The organism is Streptomyces phaeofaciens (assembly GCF_014648915.1).
In the GTDB taxonomy this organism is placed as follows: domain Bacteria; phylum Actinomycetota; class Actinomycetes; order Streptomycetales; family Streptomycetaceae; genus Streptomyces; species Streptomyces phaeofaciens.
This window is the reverse complement of record NZ_BMSA01000010.1, coordinates 96,392-116,110: the sequence shown is the minus strand read 5'-3', so window position 1 is coordinate 116,110 and position 19,719 is coordinate 96,392. Positions and strand designations below refer to the sequence as shown.

General features: G+C 72.6%; 18 protein-coding genes and 1 riboswitch. Of the genes, 11 read left to right on the top strand and 7 right to left on the bottom strand.

Annotation, left to right across the window (positions count from 1 at the left end; all coding sequences use genetic code 11):
• The first annotated feature begins 88 nt into the window (after window positions 1-88).
• The 3 genes from IE275_RS18550 to IE275_RS18540 are packed head-to-tail and all read left to right on the top strand — an operon-like array spanning window position 89 to window position 3,542.
• Window positions 89-1,966 carry a glycosyltransferase gene (locus IE275_RS18550; protein ID WP_189712427.1) on the top strand — a complete coding sequence of 626 codons (1,878 nt, stop codon included), beginning with the start codon at window positions 89-91 and terminating at the stop codon, window positions 1,964-1,966.
• Window positions 1,963-2,388 (top strand): hypothetical protein, encoded by a 426-nt coding sequence (locus tag IE275_RS18545; RefSeq protein WP_189712426.1) that lies wholly within the window; start codon window positions 1,963-1,965, stop codon window positions 2,386-2,388. Before IE275_RS18550 ends, IE275_RS18545 begins: the two co-directional genes overlap by 4 nt.
• Window positions 2,385-3,542: a glycosyl hydrolase gene (locus tag IE275_RS18540; RefSeq protein ID WP_373299247.1), complete on the top strand. Its 1,158-nt coding sequence runs from the start codon at window positions 2,385-2,387 to the stop codon at window positions 3,540-3,542. Before IE275_RS18545 ends, IE275_RS18540 begins: the two co-directional genes overlap by 4 nt.
• A gap of 71 nt (window positions 3,543-3,613) precedes the next feature.
• Here the strand turns inward: IE275_RS18540 and IE275_RS18535 are convergent, their stop codons facing one another.
• From IE275_RS18535 to IE275_RS18525, 3 genes are all read right to left on the bottom strand, one after another.
• Complete coding sequence (locus IE275_RS18535) at window positions 3,614-4,369, bottom strand: polysaccharide deacetylase family protein (RefSeq protein WP_189712582.1); 756 nt, start codon at window positions 4,367-4,369, stop codon at window positions 3,614-3,616.
• A gap of 71 nt (window positions 4,370-4,440) precedes the next feature.
• Entirely contained in the window at window positions 4,441-5,925 is a 1,485-nt protein-coding gene (locus IE275_RS18530) for a glycosyltransferase family 2 protein (RefSeq protein ID WP_189712425.1), read from the bottom strand.
• Between the two features lie 31 nt (window positions 5,926-5,956).
• A complete protein-coding gene (locus IE275_RS18525; protein ID WP_373299252.1) occupies window positions 5,957-7,027 on the bottom strand; it encodes a GNAT family N-acetyltransferase in 1,071 nt (356 codons plus the stop codon).
• A 253-nt stretch (window positions 7,028-7,280) separates the two neighbouring features.
• Here IE275_RS18525 and IE275_RS18520 point away from each other — a divergent pair, with 253 nt between their 5' ends.
• The 3 genes from IE275_RS18520 (at window position 7,281) to IE275_RS18510 (ending at window position 9,767) form a co-directional block, all read left to right on the top strand.
• Window positions 7,281-7,742 carry a carboxymuconolactone decarboxylase family protein gene (locus IE275_RS18520; protein ID WP_189712423.1) on the top strand — a complete coding sequence of 154 codons (462 nt, stop codon included), beginning with the start codon at window positions 7,281-7,283 and terminating at the stop codon, window positions 7,740-7,742.
• A 127-nt stretch (window positions 7,743-7,869) separates the two neighbouring features.
• On the top strand, window positions 7,870-8,793 hold the full coding sequence (locus IE275_RS18515) for an aminoglycoside phosphotransferase family protein (protein WP_189712422.1): 924 nt from the start codon (window positions 7,870-7,872) through the stop codon (window positions 8,791-8,793).
• 149 nt (window positions 8,794-8,942) lie between these two features.
• Window positions 8,943-9,767, top strand: a complete 825-nt coding sequence (locus IE275_RS18510) for an HAD family hydrolase (protein WP_189712421.1) — start codon at window positions 8,943-8,945, stop codon at window positions 9,765-9,767.
• 94 nt (window positions 9,768-9,861) lie between these two features.
• On the opposite strand, the gene IE275_RS18505 is transcribed toward IE275_RS18510, so the two are convergent.
• Window positions 9,862-10,347 (bottom strand): transglycosylase SLT domain-containing protein, encoded by a 486-nt coding sequence (locus tag IE275_RS18505; RefSeq protein ID WP_189712420.1) that lies wholly within the window; start codon window positions 10,345-10,347, stop codon window positions 9,862-9,864.
• A gap of 3 nt (window positions 10,348-10,350) precedes the next feature.
• Window positions 10,351-10,538, bottom strand: a riboswitch (cyclic di-AMP (ydaO/yuaA leader).
• Between the two features lie 526 nt (window positions 10,539-11,064).
• Between IE275_RS18505 and IE275_RS18500 the strand changes: the two genes are divergently transcribed.
• The 4 genes from IE275_RS18500 (at window position 11,065) to IE275_RS18485 (ending at window position 15,775) form a co-directional block, all read left to right on the top strand.
• On the top strand, window positions 11,065-12,075 hold the full coding sequence (locus IE275_RS18500) for a polyprenyl synthetase family protein (protein WP_189712419.1): 1,011 nt from the start codon (window positions 11,065-11,067) through the stop codon (window positions 12,073-12,075).
• 421 nt (window positions 12,076-12,496) lie between these two features.
• On the top strand, window positions 12,497-13,768 hold the full coding sequence (locus tag IE275_RS18495; RefSeq protein ID WP_189712418.1) for a LolA family protein: 1,272 nt from the start codon (window positions 12,497-12,499) through the stop codon (window positions 13,766-13,768).
• Between the two features lie 116 nt (window positions 13,769-13,884).
• Complete coding sequence (locus IE275_RS18490; protein ID WP_229870335.1) at window positions 13,885-14,886, top strand: ABC transporter ATP-binding protein; 1,002 nt, start codon at window positions 13,885-13,887, stop codon at window positions 14,884-14,886.
• On the top strand, window positions 14,873-15,775 hold the full coding sequence (locus IE275_RS18485; RefSeq protein ID WP_189712417.1) for an ABC transporter permease: 903 nt from the start codon (window positions 14,873-14,875) through the stop codon (window positions 15,773-15,775). The genes IE275_RS18490 and IE275_RS18485 overlap by 14 nt, the downstream gene beginning before the upstream one ends.
• Before the next feature lie 58 nt (window positions 15,776-15,833).
• On the opposite strand, the gene IE275_RS18480 is transcribed toward IE275_RS18485, so the two are convergent.
• The 3 genes from IE275_RS18480 to IE275_RS18470 form a co-directional block, all read right to left on the bottom strand.
• Entirely contained in the window at window positions 15,834-16,430 is a 597-nt protein-coding gene (locus IE275_RS18480) for a flavodoxin family protein (protein WP_189712416.1), read from the bottom strand.
• Between the two features lie 90 nt (window positions 16,431-16,520).
• Window positions 16,521-17,765 carry an amidase family protein gene (locus tag IE275_RS18475; RefSeq protein ID WP_189712415.1) on the bottom strand — a complete coding sequence of 415 codons (1,245 nt, stop codon included), beginning with the start codon at window positions 17,763-17,765 and terminating at the stop codon, window positions 16,521-16,523.
• A gap of 53 nt (window positions 17,766-17,818) precedes the next feature.
• Window positions 17,819-18,325: a DUF6668 family protein gene (locus IE275_RS18470; RefSeq protein WP_189712414.1), complete on the bottom strand. Its 507-nt coding sequence runs from the start codon at window positions 18,323-18,325 to the stop codon at window positions 17,819-17,821.
• A 200-nt stretch (window positions 18,326-18,525) separates the two neighbouring features.
• Between IE275_RS18470 and IE275_RS18465 the strand changes: the two genes are divergently transcribed.
• Window positions 18,526-19,659, top strand: coding sequence for a tetratricopeptide repeat protein (locus IE275_RS18465; protein ID WP_189712413.1), 1,134 nt, complete (start codon window positions 18,526-18,528; stop codon window positions 19,657-19,659).
• Window positions 19,660-19,719 lie beyond the last annotated feature (60 nt).

Here is a 19,719-nt window from a genome sequence, read left to right as displayed (position 1 = left end):
CCTGGCGAGCGCGCGCGGTACGGCGAGCGCGCCACCGCCCGGCACCACCGCCACCCAGGAGTCCCACGGTCCGGCAGGCGGTGAGTCGGTGACGGACCTCTCCGACCTGCCGCCCGCCCGCCCCTGGCGGGGCTCCGCACTGTGGCCGGCCGCCGCACTGCTCGCCTCGCTGGCCCTGTGGGGCTACGCGGTGACCCACACCGACGTCTCCGACCTCGGTGACTTCGGCCTGGTCGGCGCGTTGCACCCCACGTTCTGGGCCGGACTGGCGCTGCTCACGGCCGGCTTCTGGTTCACCCTGCGCGGCCCGCACCGCCACCCCGCCTGGGCACCGGCGTACGTCGTCGGGCTGCTGGTGATGGAGCGCGCCACCCAGGCCGTCGTCTACCCGACCCCGCTCTACGCGTGGGCGTGGAAGCACGACGCGGTCGTCGACCACCTGCTGACGGCCGGCCGGCTCCAGAACGCGGACGTCCTCGGCGACATGGCCGTCTACGACCAGTGGCCCGGCTTCTTCGCCGCGCAGGCCGCGCTGGTGAAACTGCTCGGAGTGGACTCCGCCGCCCAGTTCATGGCCTGGTGGCCACTGGTCTCCAGCCTGCTGCTCCTCCTTCCGCTGCTGCTGATCTACCGCACCTTCACCGAGGACCGGCGGCTGGTCTGGCTGGCGGTCTGGCTCTTCTGCGTCGCCAACTGGGTGGGCCAGGACTACTTCTCGCCCCAGTCCGTGGCCTTCGCCCTGCACCTCGGCGTCCTCGCCATCGTCCTGCGCCGGTACGCCGACGGCGGCTCGGGCGCCAATGGTCCGGGCGCCGGCCGTCCGGGCGTCGGTGGTTCCGGCGTCGGCGGCGCGGGCGGCGGCCAGCGGCAGGCCGTGTGGACGGTCCTGCTCACCCTGCTGGTCGTGGCCATCGTCATCTCGCACCAGCTCACCCCGGGCATGCTCGTGGCATCCCTCGCCGTGCTGTTCTTCGCCCGCCACTACCGCGACAAGGTCCCGCTGATCACCACCGCCGTGATCTTCCTGGCCTGGTGTCTCACGGCCGCGCTGCCCTTCCTGTCCGCCACGATGCCGGACATGCTCCGCTCCATCGGCGACATCGGGGGCAACGTCGCCACCGGGTACGGCGCGACCCCGACCGGCACCGGCGCGGTGACCACGTCCTGGGTGGCCCGGCTGCTGTCGGGCTCGGTGCTGTTGCTCGCGGTGGCCGGCGTGCTGCGCCAGCCGGTGCTGCGCCACCGCGCCCTGCCCCTGCTGCTGCTCGCGCTGGCCCCGCTGCCGATGTTCGCGGCGAGCAGCTACGGCAGCGAGATGATCTTCCGGGTGCTGATGTTCATGCTGCCCGGCGCCGCCTTCTTCGCCGCGGCGGCGCTGCTGCCCCAGGTGCGGACCCTGGCCGCCGTCGAGGCGCAGGGGGCCCGGCCCGAACGCCGCCGGTTCGTCTGGCTGCCCCTGGTCGCGCTTCTCGCCGGCACGCTCGCGTTCGTGCCGAGCTACTCCGGCAAGGACCGCATCAGCCACTTCCCGCAGGCCGAGGTCGACCTGGTGCGGCAGGTCGTCGACAAGGCGCCCGACGGCTCCCTGGTCGTCGCCGCCGACCGCAACTACCCGCTCGCGTTCGCCGACTACTGGCGGGTGGACCACTACTGGTTCCTCGACGACGCCCGGCAGCACGTCGACCTGATCGTCGGCGAACCGGCGGCCACCCTCGCCCGCGACATGGCTTCCGTGGAGGCGCCGGGCCGCGCCTATCTCCTGTTCACCCAGGGCCAGTTCGCCGACGCCGAGATGAACGGGCTGCTCACTCGCGCCCAGTTGGACCGCATCGAGAAGTCCGTCGCCGCCTCCCCGCTGTTCGAGCGGGTGGCCGGGAACAGCGCCGGATCGGCGTACACCCTGAAGAGCGCGAAGGAAGCACCGGAACCGAAGGAAGCACCGGAAGCGAAGGAGGCGGGCCGATGACCCCACAGGAACTCGTGGTGCGGATGCTGCCCCCGTTCGGTGGCTGGCTGGCGCTCTCCGCGCTGGCGCTGCCCGCCGGATCCGAGCTGCGGGGCGCGGCGATGATCGTCTTCCTGGCGGCGGGGCCGGGCGCCGCCCTCGTCAGAATCTGCGGGCCCGCGCTCTCCGCGCGCCCCGCCGAGGGGCCCGTCGAGCGCAGGGACCCGGCCTTCGAACGCCACTCCGACCTGCTGGAGCGGCTGATGCTGATCGTCTTCCTGAGCGTGGCCGTCGTCCTGCTCGTCGCGACGGTGTTTATCGCCACGCATGCCTTCAGCGCGCAGCGCGTCCTGCTGACACTGACGCTGCTCACCACCGTCGCCGGGTTCTGCCCGCGGCTGCGTGCCTCCCCGCCGAGGACTGTGAAGGGTACTGCTCTGTGAGGTTGCCTCACCCTTTTGGCCACCGGAAACGCGCCCACCGCCACCGACGACCGAACCGCCCGCCCACCGGCCGGCCCGCCCGCTGGTACGCCGACCGGCGTCTCCAGCTGGCGGTCGCCACGCTCCTGTGCGCGGTCCTGACCGCCGTACTCCTCATCCATGACGAACTGTCGGACGGCTCCGGGGACGGGCAGGACATCGCGTCGCGGCCCGCCGCGATGGGCGGGGCCTGCACGCCGACCGCGTTGCTGGAGCCGCCCTGCGGGGCCTGGTTCGGGGCGTTCGTGCCGCACCACAAGGGAAACCTGTCCGAGAAGGTCCGCGACTACGAACGGCGGATCGGCCGCAAGCTCGACATCGTGTACACGTACCACGACATGTCACTGGTCCAAGGGTCCCGGCTGGAAGGGCAGTTGCTGACCGAGGAGGAACAGCGCGTGGCCGCCGACGACCATCTGCTGCTGCTCTCCTGGGAGAGCAAGTGGTGGGGCGGCGGCAAGGCCCAGCAGCCCACCTGGAAGCAGATCGCGGACGGCGAGCTGGACGCGTCGGTCATCGACGTACAGGCCCGGCGCGTCAAGAAGTACGGGAAGAAGGTGTTCCTCTCCTTCGACCTGGAGATGGACACCCGCACCCCGGCCAACGGCACCCCGGAGGACTACGTCAGGGCGTACCGGCACATCCACGACCGGTTCCGGGAGCTGGGTGTGACCAACGTGGTGTGGACCTGGATCACCACGGGCTATCTGGCACACGCCGACCTGATCAAGCGCATGTACCCCGGTGACGACTACGTCGACTGGGTCGCCTACAACCAGTACAACTACTACCGGTGCCACACGACCGGCTGGCTCTCCTTCGCGCAGACCCAGCGGGCCACCCACGACTGGATCCGCAAGAACATCTCCGACGACAAACCGCTGATGCTCTCCGAGTTCGGCACCGCGGACGATCCGTCGCGGCCGGACCGGCAGGCCGAGTGGTACGCCGAGGTGCCGGGAGTCCTGAAGGGCCTCACGGGCGTGAAGGCCGCCCTGCAATGGAACTACCGGGACCCCGGCCCGCACTGCGATCTGGCGGTGGCCAACGACCGGGCGTGGAGCAGCCTGCGCAAGGCGGTCTCCGACCCCTACTTCAACCAGCCGCTGGGCTAGGCCGGACGCGGCCTGGCCGGCGGGGCCGGGCGACGGACGGAGACCGGGTTCGCGCCGACGGTGCGGACGGTTCAGCCGGCGAAGACGGGTCCGCGCACCGTCGCGCGGGCCCTGCGGTACCAGCGCCACGCGACCGTCTTCGCACTGTCGCGGTACGGCGCGACCCGCGCCCCGCGGCCCGCCAGCCAGTCCTCGACCTCGGTGAGGGTATGGCCGCGGCGCACGATCAGCCGGGCGATGCGGTAGTGCTCGTCGCGGTCCGAACTGAGCGCGTGGCGTACGGCGGTGGCGGTCTCGTACCCGGCGGCGGCCGCCGTGCGGCGCACCCGGCCGCTGTTGTAGCCGTGCGGGTAGGCGAGATGGCGGACGCGATGGCCGAGGGCGTCCTCCAGCACCGAGCGGGACGTGCGCAGCTCGTGCGTCAGGGCCCGGGGCGCGAGGGTGTCCAGCTGGGCGTGTGTGACGGTGTGGCTGCCGACCTCCATGCCGGACTGCTCCAGCCGGACCGCGTCCCGCAACGCCATCATGGGCGCCGGCGGCAGCAGACTGCGTCCGCCGGGGGCGATGGCGCCGGTGGTGAGGTAGGCGGTGGCGGACAGGCCACGCCCCGCCAGCGCCTCGGCGGTCGGCCCGGGCAGGTCGGCGAAGCCGTCGTCGAAGGTGAGCAGTACCGGGCGCGCCGGCAGCGGCGCCCGCCCCGCGAGGTGGTCGGCGAGCGCGCTGATGGTGACGGGCGTACGGCCGCTGTCGACGACGGCGTCGAGATGCTCGCCGAACTGCTTCGGCGTGACGGTGAACTCGGCGATCCAGTCCGGCGGATCCTCCATCACGGCGTGATAGAGGAACACCGGCACGGCACCGAGCCGGGCCACCCCGGCCTCCCCGAACTCCCCGGCGGTCACCGGGACTCCTCGGAAGCGCCGACGGGTCTTGCGGCGGCGGCCGTACCGGGGCCGGCTGCCGTATCGGGGATGCCAGCCGTACGGGGGCCGGGAGCCGCACCGGAGGCCGCAGCCGCACCCGGGTTCCGGAGCGAGGCTCGCAGGACCCGACGCGCCCGCAGATACCCCACCGGCCCGTACAGCATCCCCCGCCGCTGCAACCGCGACAGCCGCCGCGGCCAGGCATGCGTACGGGCGTCGTGCCCACCCGGCGCACTCCCCACGCTTCCCGCACTCCCCACGCCTACCGCACTCTCTGCGCTCTCTGCGCTCTCCGTGCTCCCCGGCGCCTCCCCAGGCGTACTCCCCGCCCCCCGGCTCGCCGTCAACGTCCGCGCGTACGCCGCCCCCCGAGGCAGCCGCGCCAGGAACGCGGGGAGCAGTGCGGGCTTGTTGACCAGGATCGCCGTGAGATAGGCGGTGAGGCCGGCGCCGTAGCCGTACGCCTGGGTCTCCAGGTCCCGCCAGGTCTCCCGGTGGTGGTGCCAGACCAGGGCCTGCGGGGTGTAGTGGAGCCGGTGCCCCTGCGCGAGGACGCGGACGAACCCGTACAGGTCGTCGCCGCCGCGCGCGAGCGTGCCCGCGCCGGTCGCCGGGTCGAATCCGCCCACCGCCCGCAGCACCGCCGTACGGAAGGCCATGTTGGCTCCGGAGCCGAAGCGGCCCGCGGTGAACGGGAAGAGCGGTTCGTCGGCGGGCGGGTCGTACGGGTCGTAGGTGCGGGCCGTGAAGCCCTTCGCGAAACCGCCGTGGCTCTCCAGGAGGACCTGGGCGGGCGTGCGCAGCCGGGCCGGCAGGATCAGTCCGGTGGCGCAGCCGAGACCGGGGTCGGCCGCGAAGGGCGCGGTGAGCGCGGTGAGCCAGCGCGGGTCGGCGATCACGTCGTCGTCGGTGAAGGCGATCACCTCGCCCCGTGCGGCCTCGATGCCCTTGTTGTGGGCCATGGCGAGACCGGGCACCGGCTCGGTCACGTACCGCACCCGCTCGGCGTACTTGCGCTCGACCAGCTCCCGGGTCGCGTCCGTCACGGGCGCGTTGTCCACGACGACGATCTCGAAGTCCGGGTGGTCCTGGGCGAGCATCGAGTCCAGCGCGTGGGCGAGCCGGTCGGCCCGCTCGCGCGTCGCGATGACGACGGTGGTGGAGGGGACGGTGAGCGCCGAGACGCTCGCGACGGGCTCGCCGCCGTGCTCACGGGTGGCCAGAGCGACCAGCACCGCCTTCGGGTCGGCCCCCTCGGGCACCCGCCCGAGCAGCGTCCCCACGGGCCGGCCGCCCCTCCTGACCAGCACGAACACCTCGCCGTGTGTGACGGCCGGGCTGCCGGGGCCGGGGCGCAGGACGCCCCCGCCGTCGAGTTCGAGTTCGGCGACCTGCACCGCCCCGATGTCGAGGAACCGGTCTATCTCCTGTCGTACGCGTCTCGCGCGGAAGCGGAACATGAACCCCCCTGGTTCCTGAGCGTGGTGACCGTCAGGACCGGCGCAGCCGGCCCGCCCCCTTCAAGGTCCGTGCGGCCGCCGCGGCGAGCCTGGGCCGGCTGCGCACGAAGTGGTGCGCGCGCCGGGACGGCTCACGGCTGAGCCAGTAGAGCGCGGCGCCCACCCCCGGACGCGTCCACGCCCCCTCGTACACGGGGATCTCCCCGGTCTTCAGCGAGTCCTTGTACTCGGCCGCGCCCCGCCCCAGGTCGAGCAGCCCGATCCCCTCGGCGGCGGCCGCCTCGGCCATCCGCAGATGCAGCACCAGACCGGGCGAGTACTTCGAGTACTCCGTGTCGTAGGACGGGAACCAGCACGCCAGGACGGTCGACGACCGCAGGCCGAAGTGTGCGGCGATCGGCTTGTCCCCGGCGTACAGGACGGACAGCGTGCCGGCGCACTCCGGCGCGCGCGTCTCGTGCAGGGTGTGCACGAGCCGGGTGATCCAGCTCTGCGCGAACCGGTCGCGGCGGCCGGTCCTGCGGTACTGCGCCGACTTCCACGCCATGAGCGTGCGCAGCGCGGCCGGGTCGCGTTCGTCGAACACGAACCGCAGCTCCCCGACCTGCCGGCCGAGCCTGCGCTCCTTGGCGAGGGTGGTCTTCAGGAACTTCGGCGACTGGGCCCGCAACACGGACTCGTACGTCTCGTAGCCCTTCTCTATGTCGATGACGTAGGCGGTGTACTCGGCGGCCGAATGCGGCACCAACAGCCCTTGTTCCGCCTCCAGGTTGTCGAAGGCGAAGCTCGTCAGGGAGCTTCCCCGCATCAGCTCGTCGGCGTTCAGCCCGAGGCCCGGTGCCAGGACGGCACCCTGTGCGTCGGAGACGCCGTACGCGAGGGCCTGGCCCTGGCCGAACAGCCCGCGCTCATGGGGCAGGAAGCCGACCGGCTCACGCCCCTCGTACACCACCGCGATCCGCGCCCGCGGCCGTACCCGGCCGACGGCGTCGGTGAACTCCGGTTCCATGAAGGGGTTGCGCGGTGCGGTCGACGCGGCACGCAGTGCGCGCCACCGTTCCCGTTCCCCCTCGCCGAGATCCTTCGGACTCAGCACACGAATGCGCCCACTGCTCAACCTGACCCCCCGATCAAGTCCCCCCTGGACACCTGGACGGTACCGCTCCAGACCGGGCGTGCGGTAGGTAGCGGGCCATGTTGTTGCCAATCGGTGCAGAGGCCTTTAACCGGTCTGTACCCGACGATGCGCCACAACCGGCTTTTTCGAAAAAGTGTCCCGTCGCCGTCACATCTCCCGCGTCCGGTCCGTCAGTGCGGTGAAGGCAATAAGACGGACCGAATGAAGGAGACCGGCCATGCAGGCTCGGATGAAGAACCCCGCGTACGTCCTCCCCGGCGCGCTGAAGGGCATCGGCGGCATCTTCCAGGCGATCGGCGAGAGCGGTCTGTCGCAGGAGGTGCAGGAGCTGGTCGGGCTGCGCGCCAGCCAGATCAACGGTTGCGGGGCGTGCGTCCACGGGCATGTGCAGAACCTGCGGAAGGCGGGCGCGAGCGAGGAGCGCATCGCCTCCGTCACCGCCTGGCGCGACGCGCCCTTCTACGACGACGCCGAGCGCGCCGCGCTCCAGCTCACGGAGTCGGTCACCCGGCTCGCGGACCGCTCCCACGAGTCCGTGCCGGACGCGCTGTGGGACGAGGCGGCCGACCACTTCGACGAGCGGGAGCTGTCCGCGCTGATCCTCACCATCGCGGTCACCAACTTGTTCAACCGCATCAACACCACGATCAAGGAACCCGCGGGCACCACCTGGGGGTGACGGGCCGGTCTCGCACCGAGCGACGAGCCGTTCCGGCACGGGGTGACGGACCGGTCCCGCTTCCGTGCGGGAACGACAGGCCGAAATCCCGTTGCCCGCCCCTCCCCGCCCCCCTACGGTCGCGATCATGCTGCCCGAGGTGGAGACGGACGAGGACTGGAACGAGATCGTCCCCGACGAGACGGTGATGCGCCCGGGCGCGGCGGACCTCTGCGCCCGCCTGGGCCTCGCCGGTGCCCCCCTGACCCGGTTCCCGGACGGGTCGCAGCCGGTCTACGCGGTCGGCGACACCCACGTACTGAAGCTGTTCCCCGGAGCCGCCGCCCAGGACGGCGTCGCGGAGGGCCGCGTCCTCACCCACCTCCAGGACCGGCTGCCGGTGCCGACCCCACGGGTGCGGGACTTCGGAGCGTACGAGAACGGCTGGCAGTACGTGCTGATGTCCCGGCTGGCGGGCGAGAACCTGGCCGCCGTCTGGGACCGGGTGCCGCGCGGTGACCAGGAGCGGATCGTCGGCGAGGTCGGCGAGACGCTGGCGGCCCTGCACGCGCTCGACCCCGCGCCCCTCGGGGACGTCCTCGGCCCGGGCGACTGGGGGGCCTTCCTGGACCGGCAGCGCGCCGGTGCCGTCGAGCGGCAGCGCGCGCACGGGCTGCCGGAGCACTGGCTGGAGCAGATCCCGGACTTCCTCGCCTCGGTCCCCCTGCCCCGCGCCCCGCACCCGTCGCTGCTGCACACCGAGGTCATGCGGCAGCACCTCCTGGTCGACCCCGACGGCTGGCGGCTGACCGGGCTGTTCGACTTCGAACCCGCCATGATCGGCGACCGCGCCTACGACTTCGTGGGCGTCGGCCTGTTCGTCACCCGTGGCCGACCGGACCTGCTGGCGCTCCTGTCCCGGGCGTACGGCCACACCTTCGAGCCGTCCACCCTCCTCGCGTACACACTGCTGCACGTGTACAGCAACCTCCCCTGGTATCTGCGGGAGTTGGGCGCGCCCGCCGAGGGAACGCCGGAAGCGCTCGCGCGCGCGTGGTTCGCGACGGAGTGATGCGCCGGGCGGCCTCCACCGGGGTCGGCCGAAGGACCGGTGGGCGTCTCCGGTCAACTGTGGAAGGGGAGTTGGCAGAAGGAGACCGGACTTCGTCCTCGTCCGGTTCGCGTCGAGTCCGACGGGTGCGGGATCCGTATTCTCTGATCATGGCCGCACCCACCGCATATGCCGCGCGCACCGCGTACTCCCTCATCGCCACCGACTTGGACGGAACGCTGCTCCGCGGCGACGACACGTTCTCCGACCGGTCGCTCGACGCGCTCGCGCGGGTGGCGGCCGCCGGCGTACGCCACCTGGTGGTGACCGGCCGACCGGCGCCCCGCGTCAGGCCGTTGCTCGACCGCCTGCACAGCAGGGGGCTCGCGGTGTGCGGACAGGGCGCGCAGTTGTACGACGCCGGCGCGAACCGTCTGCTCTGGTCGGTCACCCTGGACCGGGAGTTGGCGGAGACCGCGCTCGGCAAGATCGAGGCCGAGGTCGGGCAGGTGTACGCGGCCGTCGACCAGGACGGGGTCGACGGGCTCACCCTCATCGAGCCGGGCTACCGGATGCCGCATCCGACCCTGCCGGCCCTGCGCGTCGGCTCCCGCGACGACCTGTGGTGCGAGCCGATCAGCAAGGTGCTGCTGCGCCATCCCGCCCTGTCCGACGACGAGTTGGCGGCCACGGCCCGCTCGGTGGTCGGCTCGCTGGCCACCGTGACCATGTCGGGTCCGGGCACGGTGGAACTCCAGCCGTGCGGCATCACCAAGGCGACGGGCCTGGCCCTGGCCGCCGAACACCTGGGTGCGAGCCCGCGGGACACCGTCGCCTTCGGCGACATGCCCAACGACATCCCGATGTTCGACTGGGCCGGGCACGGTGTGGCGATGGCCAACGCCCACCCCGAACTCAAGGCGGTGGCCGACGAGGTGACCACGTCGAACGAGGACGACGGCGTGGCCGTCGTCCTCGAACGTCTCTATCCCTGAAAGCGGGTCAGGGCACGTCAGGGCAGAGCGGAGCGGGATCGGGAGGGGTCGGGCAGGGCCGGACGGAGCGGTGCGGGGTCGTGCGGCGTCGGGCTCAGTACGCGCCGAACACGTTGTCGATCGAGCCGTAACGCGCGGCCGCGTAGTTGCACGCCGCGGTGATGTTCGCGACCGGGTCGAACGGGTCGAACGAGGTGCCCGCCACGTGGTACGCCTGGAACGTCGGGTCGATCACCTGGAGCAGGCCCTTGGACGGGGTGCCCTTGGCCGCGTTGGAGTCCCACAGGTTGATGGCGGCCGGGTTGCCCGACGACTCACGCATGATGTTGCGGTGGATGCCGTCGTAGCTGCCCGGGATGCCCTTCAGGGCCATGATCGCGAGCGACTCCCGGATCCACCCGTCGAGGTTGTTGGGGTAGCCGGTGACGCCGATCGCGCCGGGGGCCGTGCCGGTCGTCGGGGCGGCCGAGGCGGTGCTCGCGCCGATGAGCGGAAGGGCGAGCACGGCGGCGCCGGTGGCGGCCACGGCGAGGGTGCGGGCGAGACGGCGGGCACGGCGGGGCTGAGTGGCAGCAGGCATGACGAATGTCCTCTCCGGCGCCTGCGAGGTGAGCTGTCGGGTTCGGGCGGGAGATGCCCGGCCGCGCCCGGAAGGACGCGACTTCACCCCAAGCCGTACCGATATGTCCTGAGACATCCGGATCCGGCGACTTACCTGGTTCCCCCGCTCCTGCCACGTGTTCTAGGTGGGTGCCGAGGCGGTGGCAGGATTCGGCGTCCGCCCGACAGGCCGGGAACGTATGCGAGAGCACATGTCCGGAACAAGTGGCGAATTCACAGATCAGTCCTATTGACCTTGGTCTGTTACCTATGGGGTGCTTGATCCTTTGTGGATGCAAAGCTTCAACTCGCCTGAGTTGTACAAGGAGTCGGGGGGTACCCGGTCGGGGTGGAGCGGGTGGGTGGAGTGAGCCAACTCACCGACTTCCACAAGAGGTGCGAATCGGGCAATAACCTCAATCGCAATGCAAAGGGTCGCGTCCGGTCGGGCCCTCGTATTCCACTCCTTGGATTTGCGATGAATGTCTATTCATATCGTCTGATCAGAAACATATCGGTCGTGATCCGACACGGCCCGGCCTGAGGGGGGCGCCTCCCGGGCGAGTGCATTCGGGCCCGGGGGACGTGGGGGCTATCGGTGATCGAAACGTGACCGGATACGCTGACTTGAGTGAGCGCAGAGACCTATCGACAAACCGCGTCATCGCACTAGACACCAGCAGACAGGAGACTCCTCGTGACCGTCGTCGAGCCGTTCGGGCTGAGCGTGCGGGACCAGGCTCTGGAAGCCGATGTCCAGGCCGGATTGGCGGCTGTCGAGGAAGGCTTGCTCGAGGCCACCAAGAGTGAGGTCCCGTTCATCACGGAGGCCGCGCAGCACCTCCTGAGGGCAGGGGGCAAGCGGTTCCGTCCGCTGCTCGTGATGCTCGCCGCGCGCTTCGGCGACCGGTACGCGCCGGGGGTCGTGCCGTCGGCCGTGGTGGTCGAGCTGACCCATCTGGCGACCCTCTACCACGACGACGTCATGGACGAGGCGGCCGTGCGGCGCGGGGTGCCCAGCGCCAACGCCCGCTGGGGCAACTCGCTCGCCGTCCTCACGGGTGATTTCCTCTTCGCTCGCGCCTCGCACATCCTGGCCGACCTCGGCCCCGAGGCCGTACGGGTCCAGGCAGAGGCGTTCGAGCGGCTGGTCACGGGCCAGATCCTGGAGACCGCCGGCCCGGTCGACGGCCGTGACCCCGTCGAGCACTACCTCGACGTGCTCGGCGGCAAGACCGGCTCCCTGGTGGCGGTGTCCTGCCGCTTCGGCGCGATGATGTCCGGCGCCGACGACACGGTCGTCGACGTGCTCACCCAGTACGGGGAGCGGCTCGGGGTCGCCTTCCAGCTGGCGGACGACGTACTCGACATCGCCTCCGACTCCCGCGAGTCGGGCAAGACGCCCGGCACGGACCTGCGGGAGGGCGTGCCGACGCTCCCGGTGCTGCGACTGCGGGAACGGGCCGCGCAGCTGTCGCTGCCCGAGGACATCGCGCTGTGCGAGCTGCTCGACTCCGACCTCACCGACGACGCCAGGCTCGCCGAGGCCGTCGCCGCCCTGCGGAACCACCCGGCACTGGAGCGGGCCCGCCGGGACACCGTGCGCTACGCGGAGGAGGCGCGCGCCGCGCTGGCCCCGCTCCCGGAGTGCGACGCGAAGGCCGCGCTGACGGAACTGTGCGATGCGGTGGTGCACCGGGCGGGGTGAGCCCGGCCCTGCCGTGTCGGCCCTGCCGTATCGGGGCTGACGCTTCGGGGCCGCTGCTTCGGGGCTGCCGCCCTGTCGCTGCCTGCTGTGTGTCTGTCGTGCGCCTGCCACGTGCCGTCCGAGGGTGTCTGGGTGCCGTCCGCGTGTCGTCCAGGGGTGTCCGTGTGCCGTCCGGGGGCCGCTCGGGGACCGTTCGGGGGCCGACCCCTACGGGTCCCGGGTGAGTCACCGCCCCGGGTGTCATACCGGAGGCGTACACGGAGTTGAGTCCTCGGGGTGACGCTTCGCCACGGCCGATTTGGTCAGATGGACACCACGGAAAGCACCACTCCTCACCGATTCGGGTGACAATGGCGGCTCGGGGTGGGGACGTTCACTCGTGAGATGACCAGCCGCCGCCGACGACGGAGGTAAGGCACACATGGCACCGAACGCAACCGACGACAACACGACCGCCGGGGAGGCAGACGACCTGCGCGTCGGGCGGCGCAAGGCCGTGCGGTACGTCGTCCCGGTCACCGTGGTGGGTATCGCGGCGGCGACGATCGGGCTGGTCCCGGCGCTCGCCGATTCCGGCGACCCCGACCTGCCGAAGATCACCGCGGCCCAGCTCCTCGACAAGATCGCCGCGGCGGACGTCGAGCAGCTGTCCGGCACGGTGAAGATCACCACCGACCTGGGCCTGCCCGACCTCGGCGGGCTGGAGAGCGGACTGCTCTCGGGCGCCACGGGCGGCGGTGACGGATCGTCCGCCGATCCGTCCACCAGGCTCACCGAACTGGCCTCCGGCACGCACACCCTGCGCGTCGCCGCCGACGGCCCGGACCGGCAGAAGCTCTCCCTCCTGGAGAACGCGGCCGAGTACAGCGTCATCCACGACGGCAAGGACGTGTGGGGGTACGACAGCGCCTCCAACGAGGTCTACCACTCCACCGTCGACGAGAGCGCGGACGACGGCGAGACCCCTCCCGCCACGCCCAAGGGCCTCACCGAGGAAGCCCTCAAGGCCGTCGACGACACCACGTCGGTGACGGTGGACGGCACCGTTCACGTGGCCGGCCGCGACGCCTACCGTCTGGTGATCAAGCCGAAGCAGTCCGGTTCCACGGTCGGCGCGATCAGTGTGGCGGTGGACGCCGGGACGGGCCTGCCGCTGAAGTTCACGCTGACCCCGGCGAGCGGCGGCGCCGCCGTCGTGGACGCGGGCTTCACCCAGGTCAGCTTCGCCAAGCCCGCCGCCTCCACCTTCGACTTCACCCCGCCCAAGGGTGCGAAGGTCACCGAGGCGGACGACGCCGAGGCGGCGCCGGAGGGCATCGGCGGATCGGGTGACGACTTCGCCAAGGACTTCAAGGGCCTGGAAGGGCTGGAGGGTCTGGAGGGCTCGGCCGGTTCCGAGGCTCCCGAGGGCCACGAGGTCATCGGCGAGGGCTGGAACTCCGTGGCCGTCTTCGAGACCGGCGGCGCGGGCGTCCCCTCGGACTCCGAGCTGAACTCCGAACTCGGCTCCGACGCCGGCGGCGCGCTCAGCGGCTTCCTCGGCTCCTTCGGGGACAAGGTGAGCGGCAAGTTCGGCTCCGGCACCGTCTTCTCCACCCGACTGGTCAACGCCCTCGTGACGGACGACGGCACGGTCTACGTCGGCGCCGTCACCAAGGACGCCCTGGTGAAGGCGGCCGACTCGGCGAAGTAAGTACCCTCGGCCCCCAAGGGGTCTACGGGTCCCGGCGAGCGGGTGCCGGCGAGCGGGTGCCGGGATCGGCGTCGGAGACCGGGGTCGGAGATCGGGTGTCGGAGATCGGGGGACCGATGAGGGAGCCGGTGGAGGAGTCCGAGGGTTCCGGGGAGTCCGAAGAGTCCAGGGAATCCGGGGACGGCGACGGCAACGTCATCCGCACCCACGCCCTCACCAAGCGCTACCGCGGCGGCCAGCTCGCCGTGGACCGTCTCGACCTCACCGTCCCGGCGGGCAGCGTCTTCGGCTTCCTCGGCCCCAACGGCTCCGGCAAGACCACCACCATCCGCATGCTGATGGGACTGATCGAACCGACGGCAGGCTCGGCGCGCGTCCTGGGGCACCCCATGCCCCGGGCCGCGCGCACGGTCCTGCCGCACGTCGGCGCCCTCATCGAGGGCCCGGCCCTCTACGGCTTCCTCTCCGGCCGCGACAACCTCCTGCGCTACGACGCCGCCGACCCGACCGCCGACCCGCGCACCCGGCGGACCCGCGTCGAGCGGGCGCTGGAGCGGGTCGGGCTGACGGCGGCGGCGGGCAAGCGGGCCAGGGCGTACTCGCTGGGCATGAAGCAGCGGCTGGGCCTCGCCGCAGCCCTGCTCCAGCCCCGCCGGCTGCTCGTCCTCGACGAGCCGACCAACGGACTGGACCCGCAGGGCATGCGGGAGATCCGCTCCCTGGTCCGGGAGCTGGCCTCGGACGGCACGACCGTCTTCCTCTCCTCCCATCTGCTCGACGAGATCGAGCAGGTGTGCACCCATGCCGCGGTGATGGCCCAGGGCCGTCTGATCACCCAGGGCGCGGTGGCGGACCTCGCGGCGGGTGCGCGCGGCCGTCTGGTCGTCACCACCCCCGACACCGCCGACGCGGCCCGGGTGCTCAAGGAACAGGGGGCGGCGGACGTGACGGCGGAGGAGGCCCGGGTCACCGCCGAACCACCGGACCGCGATCTCGCCGAGGTGACCGTCGCGCTGGTGACGGCCGGTGTCCGCGTCCGCGGCCTCACCGTGGAACGGGCCTCCCTGGAGGACGCGTTCGTGGCGCTCACCGGAGAGGGTTTCGATGTCGCGGGCTGACACGGCGGCGGTCCGGCCGTCCGCGGAGGCGGCCCGCGGGCCGAACCCCCTGTGGACCTTCGGGCTCCTGCGCAGCGAGCTGGTCACCACCTTCCGGCGCTGGCGCACCCTCGCGCTGCTGGCCGTGCTGGCGGCCGTGCCGATCCTCGTCGGCATCGCCGTGAAGATCGAGACGGGCGACGGTTCGTCCGCCGGGCCCGGCGGCGGAGGCGAGGGCGGCCCCGCGTTCATCGCGCAGATCACCAACAACGGCCTGTTCCTGGTCTTCACCGCGCTCGCCGCGACCCTGCCGTTCTTCCTGCCGATGGCGATCGGCGTGGTGGCGGGCGACGCGATCGCCGGCGAATCCAGTGCGGGAACCCTCCGCTATCTCCTCGTCGCCCCCGCCGGCCGCACCCGTCTGCTGCTCACCAAGTACGCCACGGTCATGGCGTTCTGCCTGGTGGCCACCCTCGTGGTCGCGGTCTCGGCGCTGGCGGTCGGCGCCCTGCTGTTCCCGCTGGGCGACCTCACGACGATCTCCGGTACGACGATCGGCTTCACCGACGGCCTGCTGCGTGCCCTGCTGATCGCCCTGGTCGTCGCCGCGTCGCTCACCGGCGTCGCGGCACTCGGTCTGTTCGTCTCCACGCTGACCGGCAGTGGCATCGCGGCGATGGCGACCACGGTGGGCCTGCTGATCACCGTCCAGATCCTCGACCAGATCCCCCAGCTCCACGCGATCCAGCCGTATCTCTTCTCCCACTACTGGCTGTCCTTCGCCGACCTCATGCGCGACCCCGTCTACTGGGACGAGCTGGAGAAGAACCTCGGCCTCCAGGCCCTGTACGCGGCGGTGTTCGGCTCGGCGGCCTGGGCGCGGTTCACGACGAAGGACATCACGGCCTGAACGGCTGAACCGCCTGCGGGGCGCGAGCGGCCCGAGGGACCTGAGGGGCCCGCTTCCCCTACGCGGGCTCGCCGGTCTCGTAGGGGAAGCGGGCCACCGGCGCCTCCCGTGCGAAGAAGGTCTTGGCCTGGGCCAGCGCGGCGGTGTCGGCCAGGACGTCGCCCGGCTTGCTGCCGTTGCCGAGCAGCACCCCGCCGAACCGCATCCTCATGTACGCGGCCGTGTGGTGCAGGGTGCCGTACAGCGGGTCGGCGACCTCGAACTCCTCGTGCGCGAGGGCGGTGACGCCCCACAGGGTGCGCCCGGCCATGGTGTCCCGGAATCCGATGTCGGGGGTGCGCAGCCAGCCCGACCAGTGGTCGAGGTAGCGCTTGGTGGGGGCGGACACCGAGTACCAGTACAGCGGGGACACGATCACCAGATCCGTCGCCGCGAGTGTGGCGTCGAGCAGCAGCCCCGCGTCGCCGCCCGTCGGGCGCACATGGTCGGTGTCGTGCCGCAGATCCGCGAACTCGGGCAGCGGATGCTCCGTGAGGCTGATCCACTCCTGCTCCACCTCCGCGGGCAACTGCTCGGCGGCCCGGCGCGCCAGCAGCTCGCTGTTGCCCTCGCTGCGGCTGCTGCCCAGCAGGAACAGGAAACGGCGGTTCGGCATGGATCCCCCAGGTGGTCGGCGTACGACGATAATCTGCACTTGCATTATATGCGTACGCAATAATCTGCGAAAGGGGTCAGGAGTCAGGGGTCAGGGAAGCCGCTCACGGAAGGCGTCCGGCAAGGCCCGCTCCGGATGGGCCCGCTCCGCCGCCCGTGCCACCGCCAGCAGGAGCGCCTCCCGCCCGTGCGCCGCGACCACCTGGAGTCCCACCGGACAGCCGTCCGTCCCGAACCCGGCGGGCAGGCTCGCCGCCGGATGCCCGCTCAGATTGAACGCCCAGGTCAGCGCGGTCGAGTACCGGTCGCCCGGTCCGTCGTGGCCGTGCGCGGCATGCGGAGTGGTGGGCGTCAGCAGCAGCTCGGCCCGGCCGAAGAGCCCGGCCAGCCGCAGATCGTTCGTCTCCCGGACCCGCCGGGCCTCCCGCGGATCCGCCCCCGGCGTCCGCAACGCGAGCCACGCGGGCCCCGGATCCTCCAGCCGCACCGGCACGTCGTCCGGCAGCAGCCGTACGGCCCCGGCGGCGGCGAGCCGTTCGGCGGCGGCCCGCGCGAGGGCCAGGGGCTCCGGATCGGACCGGACGAACCCCAGACCGGGGGAGAAGACGGCGAGCGGCGGGAGGGCGCGCCCCTCGGCCGACGGCTCCGGGACCACCTCCCGGCCGGGCGGCTCCGGGACGGCCCCGTCGTGCGGGGACGCGAACGGAGACCCGGCCACCCGCCAATAGGCCGCCACGTCCGCCGCGCTGCGGGCCAGCACGCCGGGCGCCGCCAGTCCTGTCCGGTCGGGAGACGGGAGCCGGCCGTTCGTCGTCTTCAGGCCGAGGACACCGCACCAGGCCGCCGGGATCCGGATCGAGCCGGCGCCGTCGCTGCCGGTGGCCAGGGGCACCAGGCCGGCCGCGACCGCCGCCGCGGCGCCCGCCGAGGAGCCGCCCGGGGTGCGGTCGGCGCGCCAGGGGTTGACGGTGCGTCCATGGGCGCCGAGTCCCCAGGTCTGCCAGGGCGTGCCGGGCCCGGGTACGGCTGTCGCGCCCACCGGCACGCACCCCGCCGCGATCAGCGGCCCGGCCGCGCGCGCCCCGAGCCGTCCCTTCACCCCGAGCGGCACCCCGGCCAGCGGCAGCCGTTCACCGGCCGCGACCCGCGCGTCGACCTCGCGGGCCCGCGCCAGCGCCGCCTCCTCCCACACCTCGGCGAAGGCGCACAGGCCGGGGTCGACCCGGGCGATCCGGTCCAGCGCGGAACGGACCACGTCCACGGCCCCCGACCGCCCGGCCCGGACGGCCGAGGCGACGGCCGTCGCGGAAAGCGGCTGCTCCGCCTCACCTTCCATCGCCCGAAGCGGTCCCGCCCCACCTTCCGTCGCCCGAAGCGGTCCCGCCCCGCTCACCGCCCCCGTCCGGTCAGCCGGGCCAGTGCCTCGGTCTCCCGCGGAGGGCTCCCGCCCAGGTCGCCCAGGCGCCAGTCCGGCACCCACGGGACGCGGTACACGTCGATCACCGACTCGACGAGCCGGATCCGCTCGGCGAGCGGACGCGGCAGCCTGCCCGGCGCGTCGGCGACCAGGACCACCGCGTCCAGGTCGAGCCCGTGCGGGGCCTCCCCGCGCCGGAAGACCTCAAGAGCCCGCAGCACGGAACCCAGGCCGGCCGCATGGGTCCGGGCGACCAGCAGGACCGACGGCGGGTCGCCCGGGGCGGGCCAGTCACGTCCGCAGTCCTGACCGCCGTAGACGGCCGCGAGTGTGGAGGCGCCGGCGCCGCCGTGCGTGGCGAGCCAGGAGAACCGGCGCGCAGTGGCGAGGGGCGCGTGCGGCCCCGGCTCCGGCTCCGGTACGGCCACCGGCCCGCGGATCCAGATCTCCGGACCCCGCGGCGCGTCCGTCGTCCCCATGACCCGTCCCCTCCTCGTCGTCGTCGCCCCCGCGGGACGCCCCCTGACCCCCGACGCCCCCCCCGGAAGGGCAGCCCGGGAGCCGGGCGTGGATCCTTGGAACGAGGCTGTGACGTCGTGGTGACGTGCGCATCGGGGGCGAGCGGAGAAACTCAACAGTACGTGGACGCGTACACGCACCTGGACGACGTGAGGAACCGATGTACGGACTCAGCCGTGAGAAGAAGCGGGAACACAAGGGCGCCGGCCGGCCGGTCGCCGTGGTCGCACCGCTCGACGTCCATGTCCGCGCGGGCGGGCCGGCGACGATCGGCGGCGTGCCGGTCGCGGCGGCCGACGGCGAGGAGATCCAGCACGCCGTCCTGAGCCATCTGCACCGCATCGCCCTGGCCACCGGGCACGCGGTTCTCGTCACGGTCCACGACGAACGCATCGGTTACGTCGTCCCCCTGCGCGTGGACCCGGACGGCGCCAGCCACTTCACGGCCGAGCCCCTGCGCACGGCGGCCCCGCCGACGGTCCGCCTGGCCCGGCCCGCGCAGCCCGTGGCGCCGGACCCCGAGCCGTCCACGTCCCCGGCGGCCACGCCGCCCACGGCCGAACTGCCCTCCGAGCCGCGCCGGGACAGGCCCACGCACCAGCTGCGCAAGGTGTCCCCGCCGCCGGGCACCGTCACCGCCCCGACGGGCGTCTTCGGTCCGCCCCCGGCGATGGACGCCGTGCCGGCCCCGGACCCCACTCCGCTGGTCCCGGTCGACACCGACCTCCGGGCCGACCCGGACCCCGAGCCCAGGCCCACCCCCGCGCGCGGCTTCGACGCCGTGGCCGAGGCCGTGCTCGGGGAGGACCCGCACACCCTTCCCGGCAGCGGCGCGCCCGCGCTCCTCGGGGAGCCGATGGCGCAGATCAACGAGGCGGTGCGGGCCGGACGGACGGACACGGCGGCGGTGCTCGCGGAACGGACGGTGACCGAGGCGTCGGGCACGCTGGGGCCGGAACACCCCGAGGTGCTCCGGCTCCGTGAACTCACCGCGTACATCGCCTACCTGGCGGGCGACCCGCTGCGCTCCTTCCATCTCTCGCTCGAACTGGCCCGGATCCACCGCCGCGCCCGGGACGGCGAGGCCGCGTACGGCAACGTCCAGAGCGCGGCGACGGCCTGGCGTGCCGTACGCGACCCCTTCCAGGGCCTGAACCTGGGCACCGAGCTCATCGGCCTGTGGACGGAGCTGACCACCGAGGACGGTCCGGCCGCCGAGGATGCCGAGGAGCTGGACACGGCCCGCTCCCGGATGCTCCGACTGGCCGAACGGGCCCGGAAGGCGGGCGCGTAGCAGCGGAAGCGAGCGCCCGGCCGCCTCACGTCTCCCGCTCCAGCGTCGCGAAGACAGCGT

Excerpts from the sequence above, each read along its gene's own strand:
- IE275_RS18490 (WP_229870335.1), top strand. The coding sequence starts at position 13,885 with ATGAGGGAGCCGGTGGAGGAGTCCGAGGGTTCCGGGGAGTCCGAAGAG.
- IE275_RS18485 (WP_189712417.1), top strand. The coding sequence starts at position 14,873 with ATGTCGCGGGCTGACACGGCGGCGGTCCGGCCGTCCGCGGAGGCGGCC.
- IE275_RS18535 (WP_189712582.1), bottom strand. The coding sequence starts at position 4,369 with ATGGAGGATCCGCCGGACTGGATCGCCGAGTTCACCGTCACGCCGAAG.
- IE275_RS18495 (WP_189712418.1), top strand. The coding sequence starts at position 12,497 with ATGGCACCGAACGCAACCGACGACAACACGACCGCCGGGGAGGCAGAC.
- IE275_RS18520 (WP_189712423.1), top strand. The coding sequence starts at position 7,281 with ATGCAGGCTCGGATGAAGAACCCCGCGTACGTCCTCCCCGGCGCGCTG.
- IE275_RS18545 (WP_189712426.1), top strand. The coding sequence starts at position 1,963 with ATGACCCCACAGGAACTCGTGGTGCGGATGCTGCCCCCGTTCGGTGGC.
- IE275_RS18505 (WP_189712420.1), bottom strand. The coding sequence starts at position 10,347 with ATGCCTGCTGCCACTCAGCCCCGCCGTGCCCGCCGTCTCGCCCGCACC.
- IE275_RS18475 (WP_189712415.1), bottom strand. The coding sequence starts at position 17,765 with ATGGAAGGTGAGGCGGAGCAGCCGCTTTCCGCGACGGCCGTCGCCTCG.
- IE275_RS18530 (WP_189712425.1), bottom strand. The coding sequence starts at position 5,925 with ATGTTCCGCTTCCGCGCGAGACGCGTACGACAGGAGATAGACCGGTTC.
- IE275_RS18465 (WP_189712413.1), top strand. The coding sequence starts at position 18,526 with ATGTACGGACTCAGCCGTGAGAAGAAGCGGGAACACAAGGGCGCCGGC.
- IE275_RS18480 (WP_189712416.1), bottom strand. The coding sequence starts at position 16,430 with ATGCCGAACCGCCGTTTCCTGTTCCTGCTGGGCAGCAGCCGCAGCGAG.
- IE275_RS18470 (WP_189712414.1), bottom strand. The coding sequence starts at position 18,325 with ATGGGGACGACGGACGCGCCGCGGGGTCCGGAGATCTGGATCCGCGGG.
- IE275_RS18515 (WP_189712422.1), top strand. The coding sequence starts at position 7,870 with ATGCTGCCCGAGGTGGAGACGGACGAGGACTGGAACGAGATCGTCCCC.
- IE275_RS18510 (WP_189712421.1), top strand. The coding sequence starts at position 8,943 with ATGGCCGCACCCACCGCATATGCCGCGCGCACCGCGTACTCCCTCATC.